Raw genomic sequence first — 21,484 nt, forward strand, 5'->3', positions numbered from 1 at the left:
CGCCACGATCGCCTACAACGTGGCCGAGGCGGTCGTCGCGCTGACGGCGGGCGCTCAGGCGTCCTCGACGGCGCTCGTGGGCTTCGGCCTCGACTCGGTCATCGAGGTGTCGTCGGCCGCCGCCGTGGCCTGGCAGTTTGCCGGCCCGGACCCCGAGGCGCGCGAGCGGGTCGCGCTGAGGATCATCGCCTGCTCGTTCTTCGGGCTCGCGGCGTTCGTCGGCGTCGACGCCGCCCGTGCCCTGCTCGGTGGCTCCGAGGCCAAGCACTCCACCGTCGGCATCGTCCTGGCGGCGGTGTCGCTGGCCGTCATGCCGTTCCTGTCGTGGGCGCAGCGTCGAGCCGGACGCGAGCTCGGGTCGAGGTCGGCCGTCGCGGACTCCCACCAGACGCTGCTGTGCACCTACCTGTCCGGCGTGCTGCTCCTCGGCCTGGTGCTCAACGGCCTGCTCGGCTGGTCGTGGGCCGACCCCGTGGCCGGGCTCGTCATCGCCGCGGTCGCGGTCAAGGAGGGCGTGGCGGCCTGGCGGGGTGACGGCTGCTGCGCACCCGACGCCGGCGCGCTGCTCGGCGATCGGGCCGACACCGCCTGCGCCTGCTGCGCCCCGGCCGAGGAGCCCCGATGAGCACCGAGACCAAGGTGACCGCGGTCGTCGCGGCGGTCGTGCTGGCGGTCCTCGCCGCGTACGTCGTCGTGCAGCTGACGACCGCCGAGGAGCCCGCCGACGCGGCCGAGTCGGCGAGCATCCTGGTGCGCGACGACAGCCACCGCCTGGGCACGGCCGCACCCGACGACGCCCCGGTGCTCGTCGAGTTCCTGGACTTCGAGTGCGAGTCGTGCCGTGCGGCCTACCCGTTCGTCGAGCAGCTGCGCGAGACGTACGAGGGCCGCGTGACGTTCGTCCTGCGCTACTTCCCGATCCCGAGCCACGCCAACGCCGAGAACGCCGCCTGGGCGGTGGAGGCGGCCGCGCAGCAGGGCGCCCTCGAGCCGATGTACCGGCGGATGTACGACACCCAGGCCCAGTGGGGCGAGCAGCAGGACTCCCGGGCCGCGCTGTTCCGCACCTTCGCCGCCGACCTCGGCCTCGACCTCGACCGGTACGACACCGACGTCACCTCGCGCGCGACCAGGGACCGTGTCACCCGCGACCTCGAGGACGGTCTGGCCCTCGGTGTCAGCGGCACGCCGACGTTCTTCCTCGACGGCCGCAGGCTGCAGCCGGAGACGACCGCGGACTTCACCGCGGCCATCGAGGCGGCCCTCGCCCGCTGATCGGGGCCACCTGCCCGGGTGCGTGAGCCGCGCAACGAGTTCACCGGGGGTTCACCCTCTGGACGGCTGGCACGCGTGCGACGGACGCGCGCACGGGCTGGTCTGCGGGAGCACCCGTCAGCACTCCCGGAGGATCCCCCATGTCCCAGCACTTCCGCTCGGTGCGGCGCCCCGCCGCCCGCACGCTCGCCGCCGTCGCGGCCGGCGTCCTCGTGGTCGGCGCCGCCGGCTACGCGTCCGGCTCCGGCCGCGACCTCACCGCCAACGGCGGTGCCACCCGCAACAACGGCGACCGCTCCAGCGACGTCAAGCGCGCCGTCGACAAGAGCACCGCCCGCAACGTCATCCTGCTCATCGGCGACGGCATGGGCGACAGCGAGATCACCTCGGCCCGCAACTACGCCAAGGGCGCCGACGGCCGCTTCGCCGGCATCGACGCGCTGCCGATGACCGGCCAGTACACGACCTTCTCGGTCACCAAGGACGGCAAGCCCGACTACGTGCCCGACTCCGCCGCCACCGGCAGCGCCTGGGCCACCGGGACCAAGACCTACGACAACGCGATCTCGGTCGACGTCGACGGCCGGCCGCAGACGACGCTCCTCGAGCTGGCCAAGAGGCGCGGCCTCAAGACCGGTGACGTCTCGACCGCGGAGATCCAGGACGCCACCCCCGCCGTCCAGGTCTCGCACGTCACCGCCCGCTCCTGCTACGGCCCCACGGCGACGTCGAAGACGTGCCCGACCAACGCCCTGGAGAACGGCGGCGCCGGGTCGATCAGCGAGCAGCTGCTCAAGACCCGCCCCGACGTCACCCTCGGCGGCGGCTCGACGACCTTCGCCGAGAAGGCCGTCGCCGGTCGCTACGCCGGCCTCACGCTCGACCAGCAGGCCGCGGCCCGCGGGTACCAGCGCGTCACCGACAAGGCCGGCCTGGCCAAGGTGAAGAAGGCCGACCAGAGCAAGCCGTTGCTCGGCCTGTTCACGCCGGGCAACTTCCCGGTCCGCTGGACGGGCCCGGCCGCCACCCCCACCGGTGGCACCGCCACCCCGGCCCGCTGCACGCCCAACCCCGAGCGCACCGCCACGCAGCCCACGCTGCGCGACATGACGCGCAAGTCCATCGAGCTGCTCGACTCCAAGAAGGGCAAGGGCTTCTTCCTGCAGGTCGAGGGCGCGAGCATCGACAAGCGCGACCACGCCGCCGACGCCTGCGGCCAGATCGGCGAGGTCCTCGACCTCGACGAGGCCGTGCAGGAGGCGCTCGCCTTCGCCCGCAAGGCCGGCAACACCACGGTCATCGTCACCGCCGACCACGCCCACACCAGCCAGATCGTCGAGGCCGGAGGCAACACGCCGGGCCTCACCACCACTCTGCTGACCGACGAGGGCAGCCCCATGACGATCAGCTACGGCACCGCGCCGGCCGGCGGCTCGCAGCAGCACACCGGCACGCAGCTCCGCGTGGCCGGCTACGGACCGCAGGCCGCCAACGTCACGGGCCTGACCGATCAGACCGACCTGTTCTTCACGATCGGCCGCGCCCTCAAGCTCGACCGCCGCTGACGTAGCGTCGTCCGACCCGGCCCGTCCACCGATCCCGGTGGGCGGGCCGCCGTCGTCCGCGCACGGGTCTCGCCGTCCGGCGTCCCACCGGTCAGACTGGCCCCTCCACCGTCAGGGGAGGCCGCCGATGTCCGTGCGCTGGGTGAGCGTCACCGGCTCGGTCCTGGCCGCGCTCATGTTCGGCTTCTCGCTCGACCCCTCCCTGCTCGTGCGCGACCTGGTGTTCCAGGGCGTCCTCAGCGGCGTCGGGATCGCCCTCGGGTACGGAGTCGGCGCACTTGTCGGATCGGCCGGGCGACGCCTGGCCCACCGGTCCGGACGGGAGGTGCCCCGTCTCGGACGGCGCGAGCGCCTCGTCGCGGCCGCCCTCGTCGTCGCCTACGCGACGTGGACCGCGGTCCGCGCCGTCGGCCAGCACCGCTGGACGTGGGAGCGCCTCGACTACTCCCCCACCCTCACCGCGACCGCGTTCGCCATCGCCCTGCTGATCGCGGCCGTCGTCGCCTCGGCCCTGCTCCTGCTCGGGTGGGCGGTGCGCGTGCTGCAGACGAGGGTGTCCCGGGTGGGCGCCCGCGTGCTGCCCGCGTGGATCGCGGCCGCCCTCGGTCTCGTCGTGGTGCTGTGGGCGCTGCTCGCGGCGGCCGACACCTGGGTGCTGCAACGCACGCTCGACGGCATGAACCGGACCTTCGAGTCCGCCGACCTCGACGTCGACGACCGCGCCCCGGCCCAGCCGTCGCCGCTGGCCCTGCGCTCGGGCACGGCCCTGTCCGCGGCGAGCTGGGCCGAGGCCGGGCACGAGGGTCGACGGTTCCTGTCCCGGGGCGCCCAAGCGTCCGAGATCGCCGAGCTCGCACCCGACGGATCGGCGGCCGCCGAGGCCCAGGAGCCCGTCCGGGTCTACGTGGGACGCGCGTCGGCCGACACGGTCGACGCGCGGGTGGACCTAGCGATGCGCGAGATGGAGCGCCTCGACGCGTTCGAGCGCGACGCCGTCCTCGTCGTCGTCCCGACCGGCACGGGCTGGGTGAACGAGCAGATCGTCGCGCCCGTCGAGCACCTGCTCGGCGGGGACGTCGCCACGGTCTCGGTCCAGTACTCGCACCTGCCCAGCCCGCTCGCGTACGTCGCCGAGGGCGAGGCCGCGGGCGACACCGGTGCGGCGCTGGTCGACGCCGTCCGCGCACGGGTGTCCGCGATGCCCGCGGCCGGCCGGCCGGACGTGCTCGTCGTGGGCGAGAGCCTGGGCAGCTTCGGCGCGTCACGGGCCTTCGACGACCTCGACGAGATGCTCGACTCCGTCGACCGGACGCTGTGGGTCGGACCACCGGAGTCAATGACTCTGCGGCGCGAGGCCGAGGACGAGCGCGCCGCCGGCTCGCCGCAGATCAAGCCGGTGGTCGGTGACGGCCGCGAGATCGTCTTCGCGAACCGTCGCTCCGACCTCGTGGGCACCAGCCCGCGCTCGGTGTTCCTGCAGCAGGCCGACGACCCGATCGTCTGGTGGGACGTGCCGACGATCGTCCGGCGGCCCGACTGGCTGTCCGAGCCGCTCGACCCGTCCGTCAACCCCGCGATGACCTGGCACCCGGTCTCGACGTTCGCCGGCCTGACCGTCGACATGGCGGTGGGCAACGACTTCGACGAGGACCACGGGCACCTCTACGGCACCCAGCCCCTCGCCGCCTGGGCCGTCATGCTGCAGCCCGCGGGCTGGGACGCCGACGACCTCGAGCGCCTGCGCGAGCGTCTCGCCCCGCTGTCGCGGTGAACCGGTGCCCTAGGGCCTCCACCAGGACGCGGTCGAGCGCGGGTCGGTGACCGTCTGACGCGCCACCTCCGAGAGCAGGAGCCCGTGCCGTCGGCTGTGCGCCCGCAGCAGCACGAACGCCTCCTCGACGCTGACGCCGGCGAGCAGGGCGATCGCTCCCTTGGCCTGCTCGATGACGATGCGGCTGTTGAGCGCGCCCTGCAGCTGCTCGGTCAGCGCCTCGGCCCTCGCGATGGCCCGGTCCTGCAGGATGCTGATCGTCGCGATGTCGGCGAGGGCCTGGACGGCCACCACCTCGTCCTCGGCGAACGGGTCGGTGGTGTCGCCGAAGATGCTCATCGCCCCGACCGAGTCACCGCGCAGGCGCAGCGGGAAGGCGTGCACCGAGCGGTACCCGCCGGCGAGCGCGCGGGCGGAGAAGCCCGGCCAGCGATCCCCGTCCGCCTCGAGGTCGGTGTTCACGACGGGGTCGCCGGACCGGTAGCAGTCCGGGCACGGGCCCTCCTGCAGACCCATCTGGATCAGCTCGAGCAGCTTGCCGTCCCGGTTCGAGGCCGCCATGAACTGCAGCTGGTCGTGGGAGTCGGCGAGCATCAGGCCCACGGCGTCGGCGCCGCTGACGAGCGCGACGTTCTCGGTGACGGTGTGCAGGAAGTCGACCAGGTCGAAGTCGCTCACGAGCGTGTCAGCGGCCTCCACGAGGAAGCGGCTGAGCTGCGCGGTGGCGATCATGACGGGCTCCTCAAGTGGGACGTGCGGGGGTCGGTGCAAGGTGTCGGGTGGCGGTCAGTCTGCATCGAGCCTCACCGTCCCGGCCAGGATCTGGAGGGCGAGCTCGTCGAGGTCGATCCGGTGGGTCAGCGCGTAGGAGCGCATCCGGAGCATGGCCTCGGTGAGGTCGACGCCCAGGTCGACCATCACCAGGCCCTGCGCCTGGTAGACCTCCGCCCGCTGGCCGACGGCACGGCTCGCGTGGTCCGAGGGCCCGATCCCCCCGCGGTCCGCCTCGACGTCGAGCAGGATCTCGGTGGCGACCTCGGCGAACGCCAGCGCGGTCCGGGTCTGGTCGGCTCCCAGCGCGACGGGCTCCGGGCGGGTCATCTCGAGCACGCCCAGCCTGGCCGCGCCGACCTGCAGGGGGAAGGCGAAGACCGCGCGGACGTCGTCACGGTCCAGGCCCATCGCCAGTCCGGGCCAGCGGGCCTCCGCACCCCCGAGCAGGTCGCTGACGAGCACGGGACGGTCTCGTCGGCACGCCTCGATGCCGGGGCCCTCCCCGGCCGCGACCTCGCGGTCGACGAGCGCGGGCCCGGCGTCGGGCCCGCCGTGGGCCACCAGCATGAGGCCTAGGTCGGTGAGCACGCTGACCGTGGCGGTCGAGACGGCGACGGCCGGGACGACCGCGTCGCACAGGTCGCACAGGCGGTCGAACCCCTCGCGCCCGGGGACGGCCGCGGCGTCGACGAGGGCGCGGACCCGCTCGACGGTGCGACGGGGGTCGTCCGGCATCTCACCCTCTCGTCGCAGCGGAGCCCGCGGACCGGGCGCCGACGTCGATCTCGCCGGTCCGCTCCCGCGGGGCCACGACCTCGAGGGACGGCATGCGCAGCCGTCCGATGGCGTTCCGGCCATCGAACCGTACCGTGACCGCGAGCCCGGACCGGCACCAGTGGGCACCGGACACCTCGGGCGGGTCGACGAACGGGCAGTCGTCCACCTCGACGCCCTCGAGACCCTCACCGAGCCGCGAGGCCGCCTCCTCGCGCGGCCCGAGCCGGACGAAGCCCACGTAGCGCATCCCGGGCCCGTCGGGCTCGCCGAGCAGCACCAACCGGCTCGCGATCACGGTGGCCGGTGCGTCCACCCAGCCGCCGACCGGGAACCGTTCGACCGCTGCACGACTCCCAGGGGTCACGTCCTGCCGCCGGCTGCCCTGCGGAGCCCCGTGACGCCCGCGCCGCGGACCACCGCGGTCGTCGAGGTCAGCGGCTCGTCGGCCCGGCGCGGCACGGTGCCGTCCTCGCCCCAGTGGGCGCAGTCGCGGCGGTGCCACTCGCGCAGCTGGACGCGCCCGCCGAGCAGGACCAGCTCGGCCCACCAGCTGCGGCGGCACCACTCGCACCCGGTGATGCAGAGGCCGTCCGGGTCGAAGTCGACCGCGACCAGCTCGCCCGCGGACGTGCCGGTGCACGGCGCCGGCGATCCAGGGTCAGGCAGGGAGGACATGCGGCTCACCTCGGTGTCGAGGCGTGAGCCGTCGGGTCCGGGACGACCACAACGAAGTCGATCTCGACGACCCTACGACATCCAGGCGGTGCGGGGAATAGCACCTCCGGCCCGATTCGCCCGCAGGTCAGGACAGGCGGGCCGGAAGCCTCTCCCACCCGCGCAGGATGCGCGTCGGACGTCGACTCGCGCCCGGCAGCAGCTCGAGGTCGGGGAACCGGTCGAACAACGACCGCAGGCCGACCTCTCCCTCCATCCGTGCGAGCGCCGCTCCCAGGCAGTAGTGGCGCCCGGACGAGAACGCCAGGTGGTCGCGGGCGTTCTCGCGGGTCACGTCGAACCGCAGCGGGTCGGCGAAGACCGCGGGGTCGCGGTTGGCGCCGGCGAGCAGCGCGACGACCTGCGACCCGGCGGCGACGTCGACGCCCGCCAGCGTCGTGTCGCGGGCGGCCATCCGTCCGGTGAGCAGCACCGGCGGGTCGATCCGCAGCACCTCGTCGACGGTGTTGCCCCAGCCCGACGGGTCGGCGCGGAGGGCGTCCCGCTGCTCGGGGTGGGCGGACAGCAGCGCGATGCCGTTGCCGAGGAGGTTCACCGTGGTCTCGAACCCGGCGGCCAGCACCAGGCCGGCCGTCGACTTCAGCTCGCGGTCGTCCAGGACGCCGTCCTCGTCGCTGGCGGCCACCAGCCGGCTGAACAGGTCGTCGCCGGGGTCGCGGCGCAGCCGCTCGAAGTGCCGCTCAAGCCAGTGGTCGAAGTCGCGCAGCCCGCGGTCGACCATGCGGAACGTGGCGCGGTCGAGCCCGAGGTCGAGGCTCGGAGCGGCCATGGCCCCGTACCGGAGCACGGTCTCGTGCTCGTCGGCCGGGACGCCGAGGATCTCGGCGATCACGGTGACGGGGAGCGCGGCGCAGTACGCCTCGACCAGGTCGACCGGCGAGGAGGGGTCGATCGCGTCGAGCAGCCCGTCGGCGATCTGCTGCGTCCGCTCGCGGAGGTCCTCGATCGCGCGCGCCGTGAACACCCGGGTCACCAGCTTGCGGTAGCGGGTGTGGTCCGGCGGCTCGGTGACGAGCATCGACGGCGCCCGCAGCGGGTGCAGCGCGTCGCGGTTGGCCCACCGTGACAGGCCCTCCAGCAGACCGCTCGCCTGGGTGGGGTCGCCGGTGCGGAAGTCGGCGTGCGACAGCACCTCCTTGACGACGGCGTGGTCGGCGGTCAGGTAGGACAGCCGGGTGCGCACCAGCGGACCCTGCGCGCGCGCCTGCTCGATCAGCGCGGAGACGTCGCCGCCGTCGGTGCCCTGCATGATCAGCCTGCCCTGCAGGTCGCCGCGCGCCGCCAGCGACCGCACCGCGAGCCGGGGCACGCCGTGGCCGACGCCCCAGGCGACCGCGCCACGGGTCCGGTCGGACGCGGCACTCCCCAGGCCGGTGACGGCCCGTCGCACGGCCGCGATGGGTGCGGTGGTCGTCAGTGCCATGGGGTCCTCCCGAGGTGGTGGTACGTTCGCGTACCAGACACGATGACCGTACGACGTCCGCCGGCCGGCGGCAAGGGGCGAGGGGGCCGGGATGCCGATCGGGTCAGCGGGCGCCGACCCGCGTCGACGACTCCTGGAGGCCATGGTGGCGGCCCTGCGCGCGGGCCCCTACGACGAGGTCACGGTGGCCGACGTCGTGCGACGCGCGCAGGTGTCGCGGCGGACCTTCTACGAGCACTTCGACGACCGGCACGCCTGCCTCGAGGCCGTGCTCGAGGAGTCGAGCACGGCGATCATGGCGACGGTCGTCGAGGCCGTCGACACCGCGGCGCCGTGGCAGGAGCAGGTGCTCCAGGCCGTCGACGCGTGGGTGTCGGCGATGCGGCGCGACCCAGCCGTCACGCTGTGCTGGATCCGGGTCGTCCCGGCGCTCGGCGAGCGGGGCCGCCGGTTCGACCGCGTGGTCACCGGCCGGTACGCCGAGCTCATCCGCACCCTCGTCGACCGCCCCGAGACCCGCGCCCAGGGCCTCGGGAATGTGTCGGGCGCGACGATCACGCTGCTCGTGGGCGGCCTGCGGGAGCTGGTGGCGGTCACCGTCGAGGACGGCGGCGACCTCGACACCGTCGCCGGGGTGGCCGCGCGCACCTTCGTCCGGGTGCTCACGCCGCCCACCTGACCCAGGTTCCAAAACATCCAATGCCGATGGACTTTGACCACATACCAAGACGCGGGGTGCGGGAGGGCGCCGCGGGGTCATGCTCGACGTGCCCTCTCGGAAAGGAACCCCATGCCCACCAAGCAGACCGTCCCGTTCGTCGTGGACGGACACGGCACCGGCGTCGCCCAGCACGTGACCGTCGCCGGCGACCACGCGCACACCTTCGACGCCGACACCTACCCGGCGTTCGGCGGTGACGACGCGGCCCCCAGCCCGCTGGCCTACACCCTCGGCGCCCTGACGTCGTGCAACCAGATCGCGGCGCAGCTCGTCGCCAAGGAGCTCGGGGTGACGCTCGGCGAGTTCACCTTCTCGGCACGCGGCGACTTCGACCCGTCCGTCTTCGTGGGCGGCGCCGACGGCAACGCCAACTTCGACGCCGTCACGGTGCAGGCGTCGGTGCAGACCGACGCCGACGAGGACACGTTCGCCACGCTCGTCAGCGAGCTCGAGCGTCGGTGCCCCGTGACGCAGCTGTTCAAGCGCAGCGGCCTGGACTTCGACTCCACGTGGACGGCGCTGCCGCTCGCAGCCTCCTGACCTGCGGCTCCTCGACGACACGACGCACGGCGCGGGTGGTATCTGCGACGCCCCGGCGGACTCCTCAGCGGCACCAGCCACCCGCCGCCGAGGGCGGCCCACCCGAGGAGCCACCATGAAACGCGCCCTGCGCCACCTGCTCGTCCACCTGACCCTGCTGATCGGGCTCGTCGCCGGGGCCGGCCTCGCCGCCGCCCCGGCCGGTGCGGCCGAGCACGCCCCGACCACGGACCGGTACGTGTTCGCGCCGGGCAAGGTCGGCAAGGCCGTCGCCGGCATGTCCAAGCGGTCGGCGCTGCGCACCGGACTGTTCCGGTCGAACTTCGACGACGGCCTGTGCCCGGTGCACCCGCTGGCGTGGAAGGGCGCCAAGCGCCGCGGCCAGCTGTTCGTCGAGACCACGCGGTCGGGGCGGATCGTCGAGATGTCCGCCCTGCGCGGCCACTACCGCACCACCCGGGGCGTCGGCATCGGGTCGACGTACGACGCGGTCAAGGCGGCCTACGGAGCCAGGCTCCGCGCACCGCGTGCGACCGCCAACGGCGTCATCGCCGTCGACGTCCGGACCCGCTCGGGCGCCCGCACCCGCTGGCTCACCTTCGGGTTCGCCGACAACGAGGGACCCACGCTCGTGGGGACGTCCCCGGTGCTCAACCTGACGGTGAAGCGCGGCAGCAAGCCGCAGCTCGTCACCGACGGGTGCTGAGCGGACCGCTCAGCGCAGCCCGGCGTCGATCTCGGCCAGCGCGTCGGCGAGGTCGACGGCGGGCGCCCAGCCCCAGGCCCGGGCACGACCGGCGAGGAGCCGGCCGGTCCACGCCGGCTCGTCGTCCCACACCGGCTCGACGCCGAGGGCGCCGGTGACCGTCGCGGTGTAGTCGCGGGTGGTCGCCGGGCCGGCGGCGACGTTGACCGCGACGCACGACCCCGCCACCGGTCCGGTGGCGGGGTCGTCGGACGTCGCGACCCGTCCGGAGGCGACGTCGGCGGCGAGCGCCGCGAGGTCGTCGACGTGCACCCAGGCGAAGGTCTGGTCGGGGACCGCGTGGCGGGCGCGCTCGTCGTCGCGCATCGCCGCCGGTCGCAGGGTGTTCCAGACCGACGTCTCCCCCGCGCCGAGGATGGCCGGGGGCCGCAGCAGGACGCGCGTGAGGCCGTCGACCCCGGCCAGCGCGGCGTCGGTGTCACGCTTGGTGACGGCGTAGTCGCCCGCGTCGTCGCCGACCAGGGCGGACGACTCGTCGACGTCGCCGGCTCCGGGCGAGCGGTCGTAGACCGCGGCGGTGGAGACGTGCACGAGCCGCGCGACGCCGGCCGCGGCCGCAGCCCGCGCCAGCGTCGTCGTGCCCTCGACGCCGATGCGGTGCTGGACCTCGAGGTCCGAGCCCATCGGGTGGACGGTGGTGACGACCGCGTCCGCCCCGGTGACGACGTCGGCGGCGAAGCCCTCGTCGGTGAAGTCGCCGACCCGCTCCTCCACGCCCGGGAGCGCGGGGGCGGTGCCGGGGCGACGGACGACCGCGCGCACCGCCGCGCCACGCTCGGCCAGGGCCGCGCAGACGCGGGCCCCGACCAGCCCGTTGGCACCGGTGACGACGACGTCGGGCGAGGACTCGGCAGCAGAGGAGGTCATGGCCTCACGATGGCACGGACCGTCCGGCAGGACAGGCCGAGCGGTGTGACGCAGGCGATGGTCGCCGGGGCCCAGGGCCCCTACGGTGACGGCACTCTCGGGAAGGAACCCTCATGCCGGCACCCCCACGCCAGGACGTCACCTTCGCCTCCGGCGACGGCGAGTGCGCCGCCTGGCTCTACCTGCCGGACGCACCGACCCCGGCCCCCGTCGTGGTGATGGCGCACGGGCTGGGCGGGGTGCGCGAGATGCGCCTCGACGCGTTCGCCGAGCGGTTCGTCGACGCCGGCTACGCCGCCCTCGTCCTCGACTACCGCCACTTCGGTGCCAGCCCGGGCGAGCCGCGGCACCTGCTCGACGTCGACCGCCAGCTCGAGGACTGGGCGGCGGCGGTCGCCCACGTCCGCTCGCTGAACGCGGTGGACGCCGAGCGCGTGGTCCTGTGGGGCACCTCCTTCGGCGGCGGGCACGCGATCGTCGCCGCCGCACGCGACCAGCAGGTGGCCGCCGTGGTCTCGCAGTGCCCGTTCACCGACGGGCTCGCCTCGACGGCGGCCGTCGCCCCGCCGGTGTCGGCCCGCCTGACGGTCGCCGCCGTCCGCGACCTCGTGCGGGCCGTGCGCGACAGGGCGCCGCACATGGTGCCGACGGCGGGCGCGCCCGGCACCACGGCGCTGATGACCGCGCCGGACGCGGTCCCGGGCTTCCTGCGGCTCGTGCCCGAGGGGATGCAGGTGCGGAACGAGGTCGCGGCGCGCGTCGCGCTGCGCATCACCCGGCACCGCCCGGGCCGGCAGGCGCGGCGCGTGACCTGCCCGATCCTGTTCCTGGTCTGCGAGGACGACACCGTCGCGCCCGCCCGCGCGACCCTGCGGCACGCGCGCCGGGCCCCGCGCGGCGAGGTCCGCACCTACGCGCACGGCCACTTCGACGTGTACGTCGGCGACGCGTTCGAGGAGGTCGTGGCCGACCAGGTGGAGTTCCTGCGGCGCCACGTGCCGCCCGCCGGCTAGGAGTCGAAGCCCAGGCCGAGCCGGTCGAGGGTGCGGAGCAGGAGGTTGCGCTCGCCCTCGCGGTGGTCGGCGCGGTCGAGCGACCACCGGGTGGCCTCCACACCGATCCACGTGAGGGGCTCGGGAGGGAACGGCAGCGGCTTGCGCCGGACCATCTCCAGGCCGGTGCGCTCGGTGGCGGCGCCCGCGAGCCGGTCGAGCATCACCTCGGCGGCGAACCGGGTGGCGGCGACGCCGAGGCCGGTGAACCCGCTCGCGTACGCCACCCGTCCGCGTCGGGCGAGGCCGTGGAACGCGCAGAACTGCGTGGACGTGTCGATCGGGCCACCCCAGCGGTGGGTGAACGTGACGCCCTCGAGCTGGGGGTAGGTGGTGAGGAAGTGCGAGGCGAGCCGGCGGTAGGAGGCGTCGCGGTCCTCGTACTGCGGCCGCACCTGCCGTCCGCGGTGGTAGATCGCGTCGTAGCCGCCGTAGAGGATGCGGTCGTCGGCGCTCAGGCGGGAGTAGTGGAACTGGTTGGCGAGGTCCTCGACGCCCTGGCGGTGCGTCCATCCGATCTCGGCCATCTGCGCCGGCGACAGCGGCTCGGTCATCAGCACGTAGTCGTAGACGGGCACCGTCGACAACCGCGCCCGCCGCAGCAGCGGGCGGTACACGTTGGTCGCGAGCGCCACGCGGTCGCTGCGGACGACGCCTCGCGCGGTGCGCACCGACACCGGTCCGCGCCACCCGCCCTCCACGCCGAGCGCCTGCGAGTGCTCGTGCACCTCGACCCCGAGATCGGACGCCACGCGGGCGAGCTCGGCGGCCAGCCGCGCGGGGTGGACGAGCGCGCACTCGTCCTCCTCCCACCGGCCGGCCCGGAAGATCGGGCTGGCGATCTCGGCCTGGACGGCGGGCTCGTCCAGCCACCGCCCGGACGTCGCCTCCTCGAGCCAGCGCACCTGGTGGGGCTCGTAGGCGACGGACATCGCGCCGGTGCGCTCGAGCTGGCAGTCCAGGCCGAGGTCGGCGACGTCCCGCTCGATCGCGTCGAGGTTGTCGCGCCCCAGACGCACCAGCTGCTCGTGCTCGTCCGGCCAGCGGGTGCGGCCGTTCTCCTCGCCGTGGGTCAGGCTCGCGTCGGCGAACCCGCCGTTGCGGCCCGACGCCGCCCAGCCGATCGTCTGCCCCTCCAGCAGGACGACGCGGGCGCCGGGGTCTCGACGCTTGGCCAGCACCGCCGTCCACAGGCCGCAGTACCCGCCGCCGACGACGGTGAGGTCGGCGGTGGTCGACGCGGTGAGGGGCGCGTAGGTGGCGCGCTCGCCGAGGTCGTCGAGCCAGAACACCTCGTGCCGCGACTCCCGCAGGGACGCGTCGACGACGTCGTCCGCGGGTGCCTGTCGCTCGAAGACCGTGCTGTGGCGTGCCATGGGGTGCTCCTGTGGTGGGGCGGTGACCCCATCCTGGCGTGACGGGCGCCTCGGCGCGCCCGATCAGCGACGGACGAAGAGCTCGAGCGCCGTGCCGTCGGGGTCGGTGAAGCTCAGGGCGACGCCGTAGTCGGCCTCGACGAGCCCGCTGTGCGCGACGCCCACGGCGTCGAGGTGGTCGGCCCACGCCCGCAGCTCGTCGACGTCGGTCACGCCGAGCCCGAGGTGGTCCAGTCCGGGACGGCGCGGGTCGAAGTCACCGGACGCCGTCGCGTCGTGGCGGGTCAGGCCGAGCCGGGGCCCGCCGGGGAGCGCGAAGATCCGGCGGTGCAGCCCCTCCCCCTCCAGCTCACCCACGGGCGGCGAGCCGAGGACGCGCTGGTAGAACTCGACCGCGCGGTCGAGGTCGGAGACGGTGACGGCGAGGTGGTCGATCCCGGTGGTCTGAGGCACCGTGCCAGTCAACCCGCAGACGCGCCCGGGCGCCCGTCGCGGCGGCGACGGCCGTCGGGTCGACGCGCTGACGGGTCGGGAGGAGCCGGGCTCGCCCGGTCCGAGCCCCTAGCCTGGTCCGACCATCCGTCGCCGTCTGACGCACCCCTCCGCCGCGGCCCCGGACCACGTCAGTGGCCCGGGGCCGCGGGCGGTTCGGGACGCGCGGCGCGCTCGTAGCCGGCCCTGAAGATGTCGGGCTCGAGGTAGATCGCGCCCGCGGTCGGCTCGGCCTGGCGGATCGCGTGCTCGGCGGCGTCGATGGCCTCGGCCACCTGCTCGGCCGAGCTGCCGCCCGCCACCGAGACCTTGGCGGCCACCAGCAGCTCCTCGGGGCCGAGGTGGAGCGTCTTCATGTGGATGATCGCCTCGACGCCGTCCGTGCCGCGGATCGCGTCCGCGATGCGGTCCTGGGCGTCGAGCGAGGCCGACTCGCCGAGCAGCAGGCTCTTGGTCTCGATGGCCAGGACGATCGCGACCACCACGAGGAGCAGGCCGATCAGGGCCGTGCCGGCGACGTCGAAGTAGTAGTTGCCGGTCGCGAGCGACAGCGACACCGCGACGAACGCGAACGCCAGGCCCAGCAGGGCGGCGAGGTCCTCGAGCAGGACGACGGGCAGCTCGGGCTGCTTGGCGCGCCGCACGAACTGCGGGATCGACGCCTTGCCGCGGATCTTGTTCGTCTCGCCGAGCGCCGTCCGGAACGACAGGCCCTCGAGCACGATCGCGACCCCGAGCACGGCCAGCGGCACCCACGCCCATCGTCCGGGCTCCTCCAGCTCACCGGCCCGGATCTCGTGGAACTTGTGGTACGCCTCGTACAGCGCGAACAGGCCGCCGACGGAGAACAGCACGATCGAGACCAGGAACGCGTAGACGTACCGCTCGCGTCCGTAGCCGAACGGGTGCTCGTCGGTGGCCGCACGCCGCGACCGCTTGCCGCCCAGCAGCAGCAGCCCCTGGTTGCCCGCGTCGGCCACCGAGTGGATGGCCTCGGCGAGCATCGAGCTGATGCCGGTGAGCAGGAACGCGACGAGCTTGGTCGCCGCGATGCCGGCGTTGGCCAGGAGCGCGGCCACCACCGCCCTGGTGCTGCCCTCGGTCGCCATCTGCTGACAGTAGGTCAGGAGGCGACGTGGTGGAGGCGGCGCCCCGACCTCTTGGACTCGTACATCCGACGATCCGCGACCGCCGCCAGCTCGCCGGCCGGCAGTCCCTCGCTGGTCGCCGCGCACCCGATGCTCACCGACAGCGCGGCCAGGGCGGGCTCGGCGGCACCGGCCGCGACCTCCGCCACCCGGGCGCCGATGCGCCGTCCGACGGTCGTCGCGTCCTCGAGGGTGCCCGGGACGAGGGCGACGGCGAACTCGTCGCCACCGAGCCGGAAGGCGTGGTCCTGCTCGCGCAGCCCCAGGACGAGCGCCCGTCCGACGGCCACGATCACCTCGTCGCCGGCTGCGTGGCCCCAGGTGTCGTTGGCCTGCTTGAGCCGGTCGACGTCGACGGTGACCAGGGCGCCGTCGACGCTGTCGGGGCCGGCCAGCCACTCGTCGAAGGCCCGGCGGTTGCCCAGTCCCGTGAGCGCGTCACGCCGGGCGCTGAGGTACTCGGCCTCGCGTCCGCGGCGCTGCGCGTAGCCGGTGATCGCCGAGCGCATGGTCGCCAACCGGCTCGCGCGGTGGGCCCACCACGTGCGCGAGGTCGCGACCCCGAGTGCGAGACCAGCGCCGGCGAACGGCTCGCCCCGGTCCTCGGCGAGGCGCAGGTGCACCCACAGGACGTGGCGTCCGGTGAGGAAGTCGGCGTCGACGGGGATCGCGTCGAGGGCGCGCTGCGCCTCGGCGGCCGCGAGCTCCACCTGACCGACGGCGGCCAACGCGGCGGCGAGCGTGGCCGTCGTCGCGACGGACCGCTCGTCGTCCCCAGCCTCGAGGAAGCCGAGCCGCAGGTCGCGCAGCTCGGCCAGCATCGTCTCGTCGACGGTGGCCGCGTGCTGGGCCCGCAGGAACCGGGCCCGGAGCACCTGGTGGGGCGGCGTCCGCGGCGAGCAGAGCGCCAGTGCCCGCTCGGCGTGCGCGACGGCGGACTCGCGCAGGTGCGCGCGCTCACGGCGGCTCCGCCCGTCGGTGGCCCCGAGCAGCGTCAGCTCGATCGCCCACTCGCCGTGCAGGGTCGCGAGGCTGAGCTGGTCGACGAACGCGGACGTGGCGAGCGGGATCGGGTCGGCCCCGAGCTCGCCGCAGCGCTCGTAGTGCGGGGACGCGAGCTCGTACAGCCGCATCTCCTGGTAGGCGGTGCCGAGCCAGGAGTGCGCCCAGGCGCGCAGACCGTCGTCGTCGCAGCCGCCGATCTCGTGCTCGGCCCGCACGAGGTCGTCGACGGCCTCGGCCGTCAGCCCCAGCCGCTCGTGCGCGATGGCCCGCACGGCCAGCGCGTTGGCCGCCCATCCGGGAGATCCCAGGCCGTCGGCGACATCGAGGCAGCGGGTGGCCGACCGCACCGCGCCGTGGCCCGCGCCGGACTCGTTCTGCGCGATCGCGAGGACGTACTCCACCGCGGCCCGCTCCGGGCACTCCCCCTCGACGCCCGTCCGCAGCAGCGCCGCCAGCTCGAGCGCCACCGCCTCCGGCTCACCCCCGAGGGCGCGCTCCACCGCGTCGGCGAGCAGGGCGCCCACCTCGGGGTCCAACGGTGCCGTGCTCATCGCGCCCCTCGGGTCAACCGATCTCACGGGTGTTGGTGAGCGTGGCCTTGAGGCGGCTGGGATCGGCGTTCCACTTCTGCGCGGTCGAGCCGTCGCACGCGGCGGTGACCACCTTGTAGTACTGGCCGTCGTGGAGGTCGGAGTTGTTGCCGGGCCCCAGGCAGCGTCCGGCCGAGTCCTTGATCGTGTACCGCTCGCCGTAGGCCAGCTCGTTGGCCGTGGCCGGTGAGTCGTTGGACGCGTAGCGCTGGTTGAGCGTCCAGTAGAAGGCGTCGGCGGTCGGGTTGGTGACGCAGGACTCGAGCTTGGGGTACCCGCCGAGCGTCAGCGGGCTGCGCAGGCAGTACCGGGTGCCGCCGGTCGTGAACGTGATCAGGCGCCGGGTGGACGGTCCCTGCACGAGCGCGGGCGAGGGCACCGGCTTCTGGTTCCACGACACCTTGGACGAGTTGGGGTTCTGCTTGCAGCTGTAGAGGATCGTGTAGGTCGCGTTGACGTTGTTGCCCGTGACGTCGATGCAGGTGGCGAATTGCGCGTAGTTGACGATCTGGTTGTTGCCGGCGCCGGCGGCCCCGGCCCCGGCGGTGGGTGAGGGCACCCAGGTCTGACGCGCGTCGGTGGTGCCGCCTGTGCACGACTGCAGCAGGAGCGCCTGGCCGGCCCGCTGGGTCGCCGCGTCGATGCAGAAGCCGTCGACGTCGCTCTGGTTGGCCAGCGCACCTCGCAGGTGACCGTTGTCGTCGATGCTCCACTGCTGGTTGTAGTCCGAGATCCGGCAGGTGCGGTCCGGGTTCTTGAGCTTGAAGCTCGCCGGCGTCTCGCCCGCCGGGCACACGAAGGTCTGGGTGGAGTCGCTCGGGGTCTCGTCGGCCACCGAGCACCGCTGGAGGGTGATCGGACGGTTGGCGACGTGCGTGGCGGGGTTGGTGTCCAGGCACAGGCCCGGGGTGGGCGGGTTCGACGTCGACACCAGCTCGATCGACAGGTCGCTGCGGTAGCTGAACACCTGCTGGTCCGCGGCCGGGTTCGAGGTGCTGCAGACCTGCAGCGTCACCGCGGTGCCGACGGCGGGCGCGGCGCCGGCGTCCATGCAGTAGGCGGTGCTCCCCGAGGGGAAGATCCGGAACTGGCCGCCGCTGATGGTGACGTCGTTGGTCTGGAAGACGTAGGTGGTCTCCAGGGTGCGGCCCTTGGAGGCGCCGCTCCCCGTGCGCGAGGTGTCGCGCCCCTCCGAGGTGATCAGGGCGTAGCGGGGCGCCCGGCTGTTGCTGGCCGCGTCGTAGGTGCCGTAGGCGTCCGAGCACGTCATCCGCGAGCTGTTGCGCGTCGCGGTGGTGAGCTGCGACGGGTTGGACCGGTAGTACTCCACCGACACCTTGAACTGCTGCACGCCGTTCGCGCTGGCGTCGGTCCATGCCGGCGTGGTGAAGCACGGCAGCTTGCCGGCGTCGCCGACCGAGGAGTCGTCGGACTTGACCGCCCCGCGGATCCGCGCGAGCGCGTAGTCGAGGCCGGACTGCGAGGCGTCGAGCGAGCGGATGCGCGACTCGTCGAAGCGGCTGGTGCGGGCCTGGCTCACGACGGTGGTCAGCAGCACCGCACCGAGCGCGACGCTGAGGATCATCACGAGCATGAGGAACGGCAGCGAGCCCCGCTCCCGGTCCTCGCCCGAGAGCCGGTCGCGCAGCGCCGACGCGGTCCAGCCGATCATGTGGCGTCCTTCAACGAGGCCTGGGTGCAGACCGTGGCGGGGTTGGTGTCCTGTGTGCTGTTGAGCGCGGTGAAGGTGGTCAGCGTGCGGTGCGAGGAGGCACTGCTGCCCGATCCGCTTCGCGTCACGGCCAGCACCGTGAGCCGCTGGTACTGGGCCGCCGCGGCGGCGCTGGACGCGGGGAACCGGAACGGGCGGTCGTCCGAGCCCTCGGCCACGGAGCCGTTCGTGACCTTCGACGCCAGCACCCTCCAGGCGCTCGCGCTCCCGTTCAGGGAGCCGTCGGAGGCGACCGCCCAGGTCCGCACCTGGAGCCTCCCGTCGAGCGACACCCTCAGCTGGGTGCACTTGTCCGTGCTCGTCCCGTCGCCCTGCTCGCGGCTGCTCAGCTCGACGTGCCAGATGCCCGTGCTGGGGGTGCGGGTGGGGGTCGAGATCCCCGTCGCGTACCGCACCGTCCGGTCCAGGTTGAGGAAGCCGGTGTTCCCCTGGTCGACGGCGTCGGAGATCGACTGCACCTTCGTGCTCGCCTGCGTCATCATCACGGTCACCGTGGTGAAGATGCCCATGAAGACCGTCAGCAGCGCCATGGCCACGATCAGCTCCATGAGCGTGGTGCCGGCGTCGTCGCGCAGGTCGATCCGTCGGTTCCGGTGGGTCGTCATCACGTCACCGTGAAGGACCAGTTGGTGGTGACCGAGGCGCCGAACGAGTCCGTCACGGTCACCACGACCGTCCAGGTTCCCCGCTGGGTGCCGGCACCGGAGACCGTGGTCCCGCTGAGCGTGAAGCCGGGCGGCAGGTTGTCGACGTCGTAGCTGTACGGCGTGGTGCCACCGGTGGTGTAGGGCGACGTCGCGAGGTTGCGCTGGCCGCTCGAGCCCCGGGCGATCGAGGAGCTCGGCATCGACAGCGCCAGGTTCGACACGTACCAGGTGAACGCGGCCGAGGCGGTCTGGCCCGAGGCGTCGGTGACCGTGATCCGGGTCGACGAGCGCGTCGTGGTGGTCCCGGTCGTGCCGGTGACGACGCCGGTCGAGGCGTTGATGGACAGTCCGCTCGGGAGCCCCGTGGCGCTGTAGGTGTACGGGCTGGTGCCACCGCTGAAGGTACCGGCGAACCCGACGTTCACGGCCGTGCTGCGCGAGGTGGTGCGGTCGTCGAGGGCCGCCGCGGTGGGCGCGTTGTTGATGGTCCACGAGAAGGCCGCGCTCGTCCCGGTGCCGCCGGCGGCGTCGGTCGCGGTGACCCGGACCGTCGTGCTCACGGCGTTCGACGCGACGTTGCCCGAGATGCGGCCGGTCGAGGAGTCGATGCTCAGCCCGCTCGGCAGGCCACTGGCGGTGTACGTGCAGGGACCGTTGCCGCACGTCGAGCTGATGGACAGGCTGACCGTGCCGCCCTTGGTGGTGGTCTGGGTGCCGGGTGCGGTGACGATGGGCGCGGGCACGACGTTGAGCGTGAAGGTGGTGGTGCCGGTCTTGCGGGAGACCGTGTCGGTCACCGTCACCGTGACCGACGAGGAGCCCGTGGCCGTCGGCGTGCCGCTGATGCGACCGGTCGACGCGTTGACCGACAGCCCGTTCGGCAGGGCGGTGGCTGCGTAGGAGTAGGAGCCCGAACCCCCGGTCGCCGCCAGCTGCACGACCTCGGGGCGGCCGACGGTGGCGACCTGGGTGCCCGGGTTGGTCGCGACGACCGGCGGGTAGTCCACCGTCCAGGTGAAGCCGACCGTCGCGGTGCGCGACGCCGAGTCGGTGACCGTCAGGGTGACGTTGGAGACGCCGACGGTCGTCGGGGACCCGGTGATCCTGCCGGTGGAGGCGTCGAGCGAGAGTCCCGCCGGCAGCGTCCTGCCCGGGTCGGTGTAGCTGTAGCCCGATCCGCTGCCGCCCGTGGCCGTGACGGTCACGTTGACCGCCTGTCGCACCGCGCCGCTCTGGTCGTCCACGTCGGCGAAGGCCAGGCGGGGCCCCACGGTCCACTTGATCTGGGCGTCGGCCTTGCGCAGGAACGCGTCCGTCACCGTGACGGTCGAGGTGTTCGACGTCGGCGAGCCGGCGACGGTGCCGCTGATCAGGCCGGCCGGCGACAGCGAGAGCCCGTTGGGCAGGGAGCCTGCGGTGAGCGCCCACGTGAAGGGCGCGGCGCCCTTGCCGTCCTGGACGAGCAGCTGCAGTGAGACCGCGTCGTCGACGACGACGCTCTGGTCGCCCGGGTCGGCCACGACCGGGGCGGCCGGCAGCTTCTGGTTGAGGTCGAACGTGGGGTTGGCGTGGGTGTCGATGAGTGACGAGCTCACGAACGCGCACCCGACAGACGGGCAGCCGCGGTCGGACCACAGCACCGCCACGACCGCGCGCAGGGTGTTCGTGCCGCTGGCGGCGCCGCAGGCACGCTGCGTGGTGCCGTCCGCGTTCGTGGTGACGGGCGCGGTGCTCTGGCACTCCAGGTACTTCTCGACCCGGAAGGTGGTGCCGGACGCCGCCTGGTCCACCGCGGTCGTCGGGACAGGGACCCCGGACGCGGACGCGTCGTTGTAGGCGCGTGTGCCGGCGGCGGTGCCGAGGAAGGGACGGATCTTCGGGACGGCGTCGAGCCGGTCCCGCTGGGTGTTGACGTCCGCGAGCCTGCGTCCCTTGAGCAGGTCGCTCGAGTCGAGCGAGCGCAGGTCGGACATCGCCGACGTGGCCACCTGCGCCGCCGACGTGGCAGAGCGCTGGTGCGCCGAGATCATGATGCCGTTGGCGTACTCGGCCCCGACGGCCGCCATGATCACGGTGATGAGCGTCAGGGCGACCATGACCTCCATCAGCATGAACCCACCGTCGTCGCCCCCACGGCCCACGCGCTCGCGCGCCGAGCGCACGAGGCGCCGGAGCGGAGGAAGCGGGGCGGGGGTCGACATCGTGGATCCGTTCGGTGGAGGGTGACG

General features: G+C 73.7%; 21 protein-coding genes. 8 read left to right on the forward strand and 13 right to left on the reverse strand.

The window, feature by feature from the left end; all coding sequences use genetic code 11:
* The 4 genes from ACI6PP_RS13645 to ACI6PP_RS13660 all read left to right on the forward strand — a co-directional run.
* A partial coding sequence (locus ACI6PP_RS13645; RefSeq protein ID WP_421112146.1) for a cation efflux transmembrane domain-containing protein occupies positions 1-625 on the forward strand: 625 nt, incomplete at its 5' end.
* Positions 622-1,275 (forward strand): DsbA family protein, encoded by a 654-nt coding sequence (locus ACI6PP_RS13650; protein WP_421112147.1) that lies wholly within the window; start codon positions 622-624, stop codon positions 1,273-1,275. The genes ACI6PP_RS13645 and ACI6PP_RS13650, both read left to right, overlap by 4 nt.
* Before the next feature lie 140 nt (positions 1,276-1,415).
* On the forward strand, positions 1,416-2,840 hold the full coding sequence (gene phoA, locus ACI6PP_RS13655; protein WP_421112148.1) for an alkaline phosphatase: 1,425 nt from the start codon (positions 1,416-1,418) through the stop codon (positions 2,838-2,840).
* A gap of 127 nt (positions 2,841-2,967) precedes the next feature.
* The gene (locus tag ACI6PP_RS13660; protein WP_421112149.1) at positions 2,968-4,611 is read left to right on the forward strand and encodes an alpha/beta-hydrolase family protein; all 1,644 of its coding nucleotides are present in this window, start codon (positions 2,968-2,970) and stop codon (positions 4,609-4,611) included.
* 9 nt (positions 4,612-4,620) lie between these two features.
* On the opposite strand, the gene ACI6PP_RS13665 is transcribed toward ACI6PP_RS13660, so the two are convergent.
* From ACI6PP_RS13665 to ACI6PP_RS13685, 5 genes are all read right to left on the reverse strand, one after another.
* Positions 4,621-5,343, reverse strand: coding sequence for an ANTAR domain-containing protein (locus ACI6PP_RS13665; RefSeq protein ID WP_421112150.1), 723 nt, complete (start codon positions 5,341-5,343; stop codon positions 4,621-4,623).
* Between the two features lie 54 nt (positions 5,344-5,397).
* On the reverse strand, positions 5,398-6,120 hold the full coding sequence (locus ACI6PP_RS13670; RefSeq protein ID WP_421112151.1) for a GAF and ANTAR domain-containing protein: 723 nt from the start codon (positions 6,118-6,120) through the stop codon (positions 5,398-5,400).
* A gap of 1 nt (position 6,121) precedes the next feature.
* On the reverse strand, positions 6,122-6,475 hold the full coding sequence (locus ACI6PP_RS13675) for an ATP dependent DNA ligase (RefSeq protein WP_421112152.1): 354 nt from the start codon (positions 6,473-6,475) through the stop codon (positions 6,122-6,124).
* A gap of 47 nt (positions 6,476-6,522) precedes the next feature.
* On the reverse strand, positions 6,523-6,837 hold the full coding sequence (locus ACI6PP_RS13680; RefSeq protein ID WP_421112153.1) for a hypothetical protein: 315 nt from the start codon (positions 6,835-6,837) through the stop codon (positions 6,523-6,525).
* A 127-nt stretch (positions 6,838-6,964) separates the two neighbouring features.
* Entirely contained in the window at positions 6,965-8,320 is a 1,356-nt protein-coding gene (locus ACI6PP_RS13685; RefSeq protein WP_421112154.1) for a cytochrome P450, read from the reverse strand.
* Between the two features lie 91 nt (positions 8,321-8,411).
* Here ACI6PP_RS13685 and ACI6PP_RS13690 point away from each other — a divergent pair, with 91 nt between their 5' ends.
* From ACI6PP_RS13690 to ACI6PP_RS13700, 3 genes are all read left to right on the forward strand, one after another.
* Positions 8,412-8,999 (forward strand): TetR/AcrR family transcriptional regulator, encoded by a 588-nt coding sequence (locus ACI6PP_RS13690; RefSeq protein ID WP_421112155.1) that lies wholly within the window; start codon positions 8,412-8,414, stop codon positions 8,997-8,999.
* A 111-nt stretch (positions 9,000-9,110) separates the two neighbouring features.
* On the forward strand, positions 9,111-9,581 hold the full coding sequence (locus tag ACI6PP_RS13695) for an OsmC family protein (protein WP_421112156.1): 471 nt from the start codon (positions 9,111-9,113) through the stop codon (positions 9,579-9,581).
* A gap of 115 nt (positions 9,582-9,696) precedes the next feature.
* Positions 9,697-10,287 (forward strand): hypothetical protein, encoded by a 591-nt coding sequence (locus ACI6PP_RS13700; RefSeq protein ID WP_421112157.1) that lies wholly within the window; start codon positions 9,697-9,699, stop codon positions 10,285-10,287.
* A gap of 9 nt (positions 10,288-10,296) precedes the next feature.
* On the opposite strand, the gene ACI6PP_RS13705 is transcribed toward ACI6PP_RS13700, so the two are convergent.
* Positions 10,297-11,214, reverse strand: a complete 918-nt coding sequence (locus ACI6PP_RS13705; RefSeq protein WP_421112158.1) for an NAD-dependent epimerase/dehydratase family protein — start codon at positions 11,212-11,214, stop codon at positions 10,297-10,299.
* Between the two features lie 113 nt (positions 11,215-11,327).
* Between ACI6PP_RS13705 and ACI6PP_RS13710 the strand changes: the two genes are divergently transcribed.
* Positions 11,328-12,227: an alpha/beta hydrolase gene (locus ACI6PP_RS13710; protein WP_421112159.1), complete on the forward strand. Its 900-nt coding sequence runs from the start codon at positions 11,328-11,330 to the stop codon at positions 12,225-12,227.
* Here the strand turns inward: ACI6PP_RS13710 and ACI6PP_RS13715 are convergent.
* From ACI6PP_RS13715 to ACI6PP_RS13745, 7 genes are all read right to left on the reverse strand, one after another.
* Positions 12,224-13,642, reverse strand: coding sequence for an NAD(P)/FAD-dependent oxidoreductase (locus tag ACI6PP_RS13715; protein WP_421112160.1), 1,419 nt, complete (start codon positions 13,640-13,642; stop codon positions 12,224-12,226). The two genes, ACI6PP_RS13710 and ACI6PP_RS13715, sit on opposite strands and share 4 nt — an antisense overlap.
* 63 nt (positions 13,643-13,705) lie before the next feature.
* Positions 13,706-14,095 carry a VOC family protein gene (locus ACI6PP_RS13720; protein ID WP_421112161.1) on the reverse strand — a complete coding sequence of 130 codons (390 nt, stop codon included), beginning with the start codon at positions 14,093-14,095 and terminating at the stop codon, positions 13,706-13,708.
* A gap of 170 nt (positions 14,096-14,265) precedes the next feature.
* Positions 14,266-15,243: a cation diffusion facilitator family transporter gene (locus ACI6PP_RS13725; RefSeq protein ID WP_421112162.1), complete on the reverse strand. Its 978-nt coding sequence runs from the start codon at positions 15,241-15,243 to the stop codon at positions 14,266-14,268.
* A 14-nt stretch (positions 15,244-15,257) separates the two neighbouring features.
* Complete coding sequence (locus ACI6PP_RS13730; RefSeq protein ID WP_421112163.1) at positions 15,258-16,838, reverse strand: GGDEF domain-containing protein; 1,581 nt, start codon at positions 16,836-16,838, stop codon at positions 15,258-15,260.
* Between the two features lie 13 nt (positions 16,839-16,851).
* Positions 16,852-18,549: an RICIN domain-containing protein gene (locus ACI6PP_RS13735; RefSeq protein WP_421112164.1), complete on the reverse strand. Its 1,698-nt coding sequence runs from the start codon at positions 18,547-18,549 to the stop codon at positions 16,852-16,854.
* Positions 18,546-19,214, reverse strand: a complete 669-nt coding sequence (locus ACI6PP_RS13740) for a PulJ/GspJ family protein (RefSeq protein WP_421112165.1) — start codon at positions 19,212-19,214, stop codon at positions 18,546-18,548. Before ACI6PP_RS13740 ends, ACI6PP_RS13735 begins: the two co-directional genes overlap by 4 nt.
* Complete coding sequence (locus ACI6PP_RS13745; RefSeq protein ID WP_421112166.1) at positions 19,214-21,457, reverse strand: putative Ig domain-containing protein; 2,244 nt, start codon at positions 21,455-21,457, stop codon at positions 19,214-19,216. The genes ACI6PP_RS13740 and ACI6PP_RS13745 overlap by 1 nt, the downstream gene beginning before the upstream one ends.
* Positions 21,458-21,484 lie beyond the last annotated feature (27 nt).

Source organism: Solicola agrisoli, from assembly GCF_049059935.1.
GTDB lineage: Bacteria > Actinomycetota > Actinomycetes > Propionibacteriales > Nocardioidaceae > JAURVT01.

What these genes read in the sequence shown, in the direction of transcription:
- ACI6PP_RS13650 (WP_421112147.1), top strand. Translation starts at nt 622, where the DNA reads ATGAGCACCGAGACCAAGGTGACCGCGGTCGTCGCGGCGGTCGTGCTG.
- phoA (WP_421112148.1), top strand. Translation starts at nt 1,416, where the DNA reads ATGTCCCAGCACTTCCGCTCGGTGCGGCGCCCCGCCGCCCGCACGCTC.
- ACI6PP_RS13660 (WP_421112149.1), top strand. Translation starts at nt 2,968, where the DNA reads ATGTCCGTGCGCTGGGTGAGCGTCACCGGCTCGGTCCTGGCCGCGCTC.
- ACI6PP_RS13665 (WP_421112150.1), bottom strand. Translation starts at nt 5,343, where the DNA reads ATGATCGCCACCGCGCAGCTCAGCCGCTTCCTCGTGGAGGCCGCTGAC.
- ACI6PP_RS13670 (WP_421112151.1), bottom strand. Translation starts at nt 6,120, where the DNA reads ATGCCGGACGACCCCCGTCGCACCGTCGAGCGGGTCCGCGCCCTCGTC.
- ACI6PP_RS13680 (WP_421112153.1), bottom strand. Translation starts at nt 6,837, where the DNA reads ATGTCCTCCCTGCCTGACCCTGGATCGCCGGCGCCGTGCACCGGCACG.
- ACI6PP_RS13685 (WP_421112154.1), bottom strand. Translation starts at nt 8,320, where the DNA reads ATGGCACTGACGACCACCGCACCCATCGCGGCCGTGCGACGGGCCGTC.
- ACI6PP_RS13690 (WP_421112155.1), top strand. Translation starts at nt 8,412, where the DNA reads ATGCCGATCGGGTCAGCGGGCGCCGACCCGCGTCGACGACTCCTGGAG.
- ACI6PP_RS13695 (WP_421112156.1), top strand. Translation starts at nt 9,111, where the DNA reads ATGCCCACCAAGCAGACCGTCCCGTTCGTCGTGGACGGACACGGCACC.
- ACI6PP_RS13700 (WP_421112157.1), top strand. Translation starts at nt 9,697, where the DNA reads ATGAAACGCGCCCTGCGCCACCTGCTCGTCCACCTGACCCTGCTGATC.
- ACI6PP_RS13705 (WP_421112158.1), bottom strand. Translation starts at nt 11,214, where the DNA reads ATGACCTCCTCTGCTGCCGAGTCCTCGCCCGACGTCGTCGTCACCGGT.
- ACI6PP_RS13710 (WP_421112159.1), top strand. Translation starts at nt 11,328, where the DNA reads ATGCCGGCACCCCCACGCCAGGACGTCACCTTCGCCTCCGGCGACGGC.
- ACI6PP_RS13715 (WP_421112160.1), bottom strand. Translation starts at nt 13,642, where the DNA reads ATGGCACGCCACAGCACGGTCTTCGAGCGACAGGCACCCGCGGACGAC.
- ACI6PP_RS13725 (WP_421112162.1), bottom strand. Translation starts at nt 15,243, where the DNA reads ATGGCGACCGAGGGCAGCACCAGGGCGGTGGTGGCCGCGCTCCTGGCC.
- ACI6PP_RS13730 (WP_421112163.1), bottom strand. Translation starts at nt 16,838, where the DNA reads ATGAGCACGGCACCGTTGGACCCCGAGGTGGGCGCCCTGCTCGCCGAC.
- ACI6PP_RS13735 (WP_421112164.1), bottom strand. Translation starts at nt 18,549, where the DNA reads ATGATCGGCTGGACCGCGTCGGCGCTGCGCGACCGGCTCTCGGGCGAG.
- ACI6PP_RS13740 (WP_421112165.1), bottom strand. Translation starts at nt 19,214, where the DNA reads ATGACGACCCACCGGAACCGACGGATCGACCTGCGCGACGACGCCGGC.
- ACI6PP_RS13745 (WP_421112166.1), bottom strand. Translation starts at nt 21,457, where the DNA reads ATGTCGACCCCCGCCCCGCTTCCTCCGCTCCGGCGCCTCGTGCGCTCG.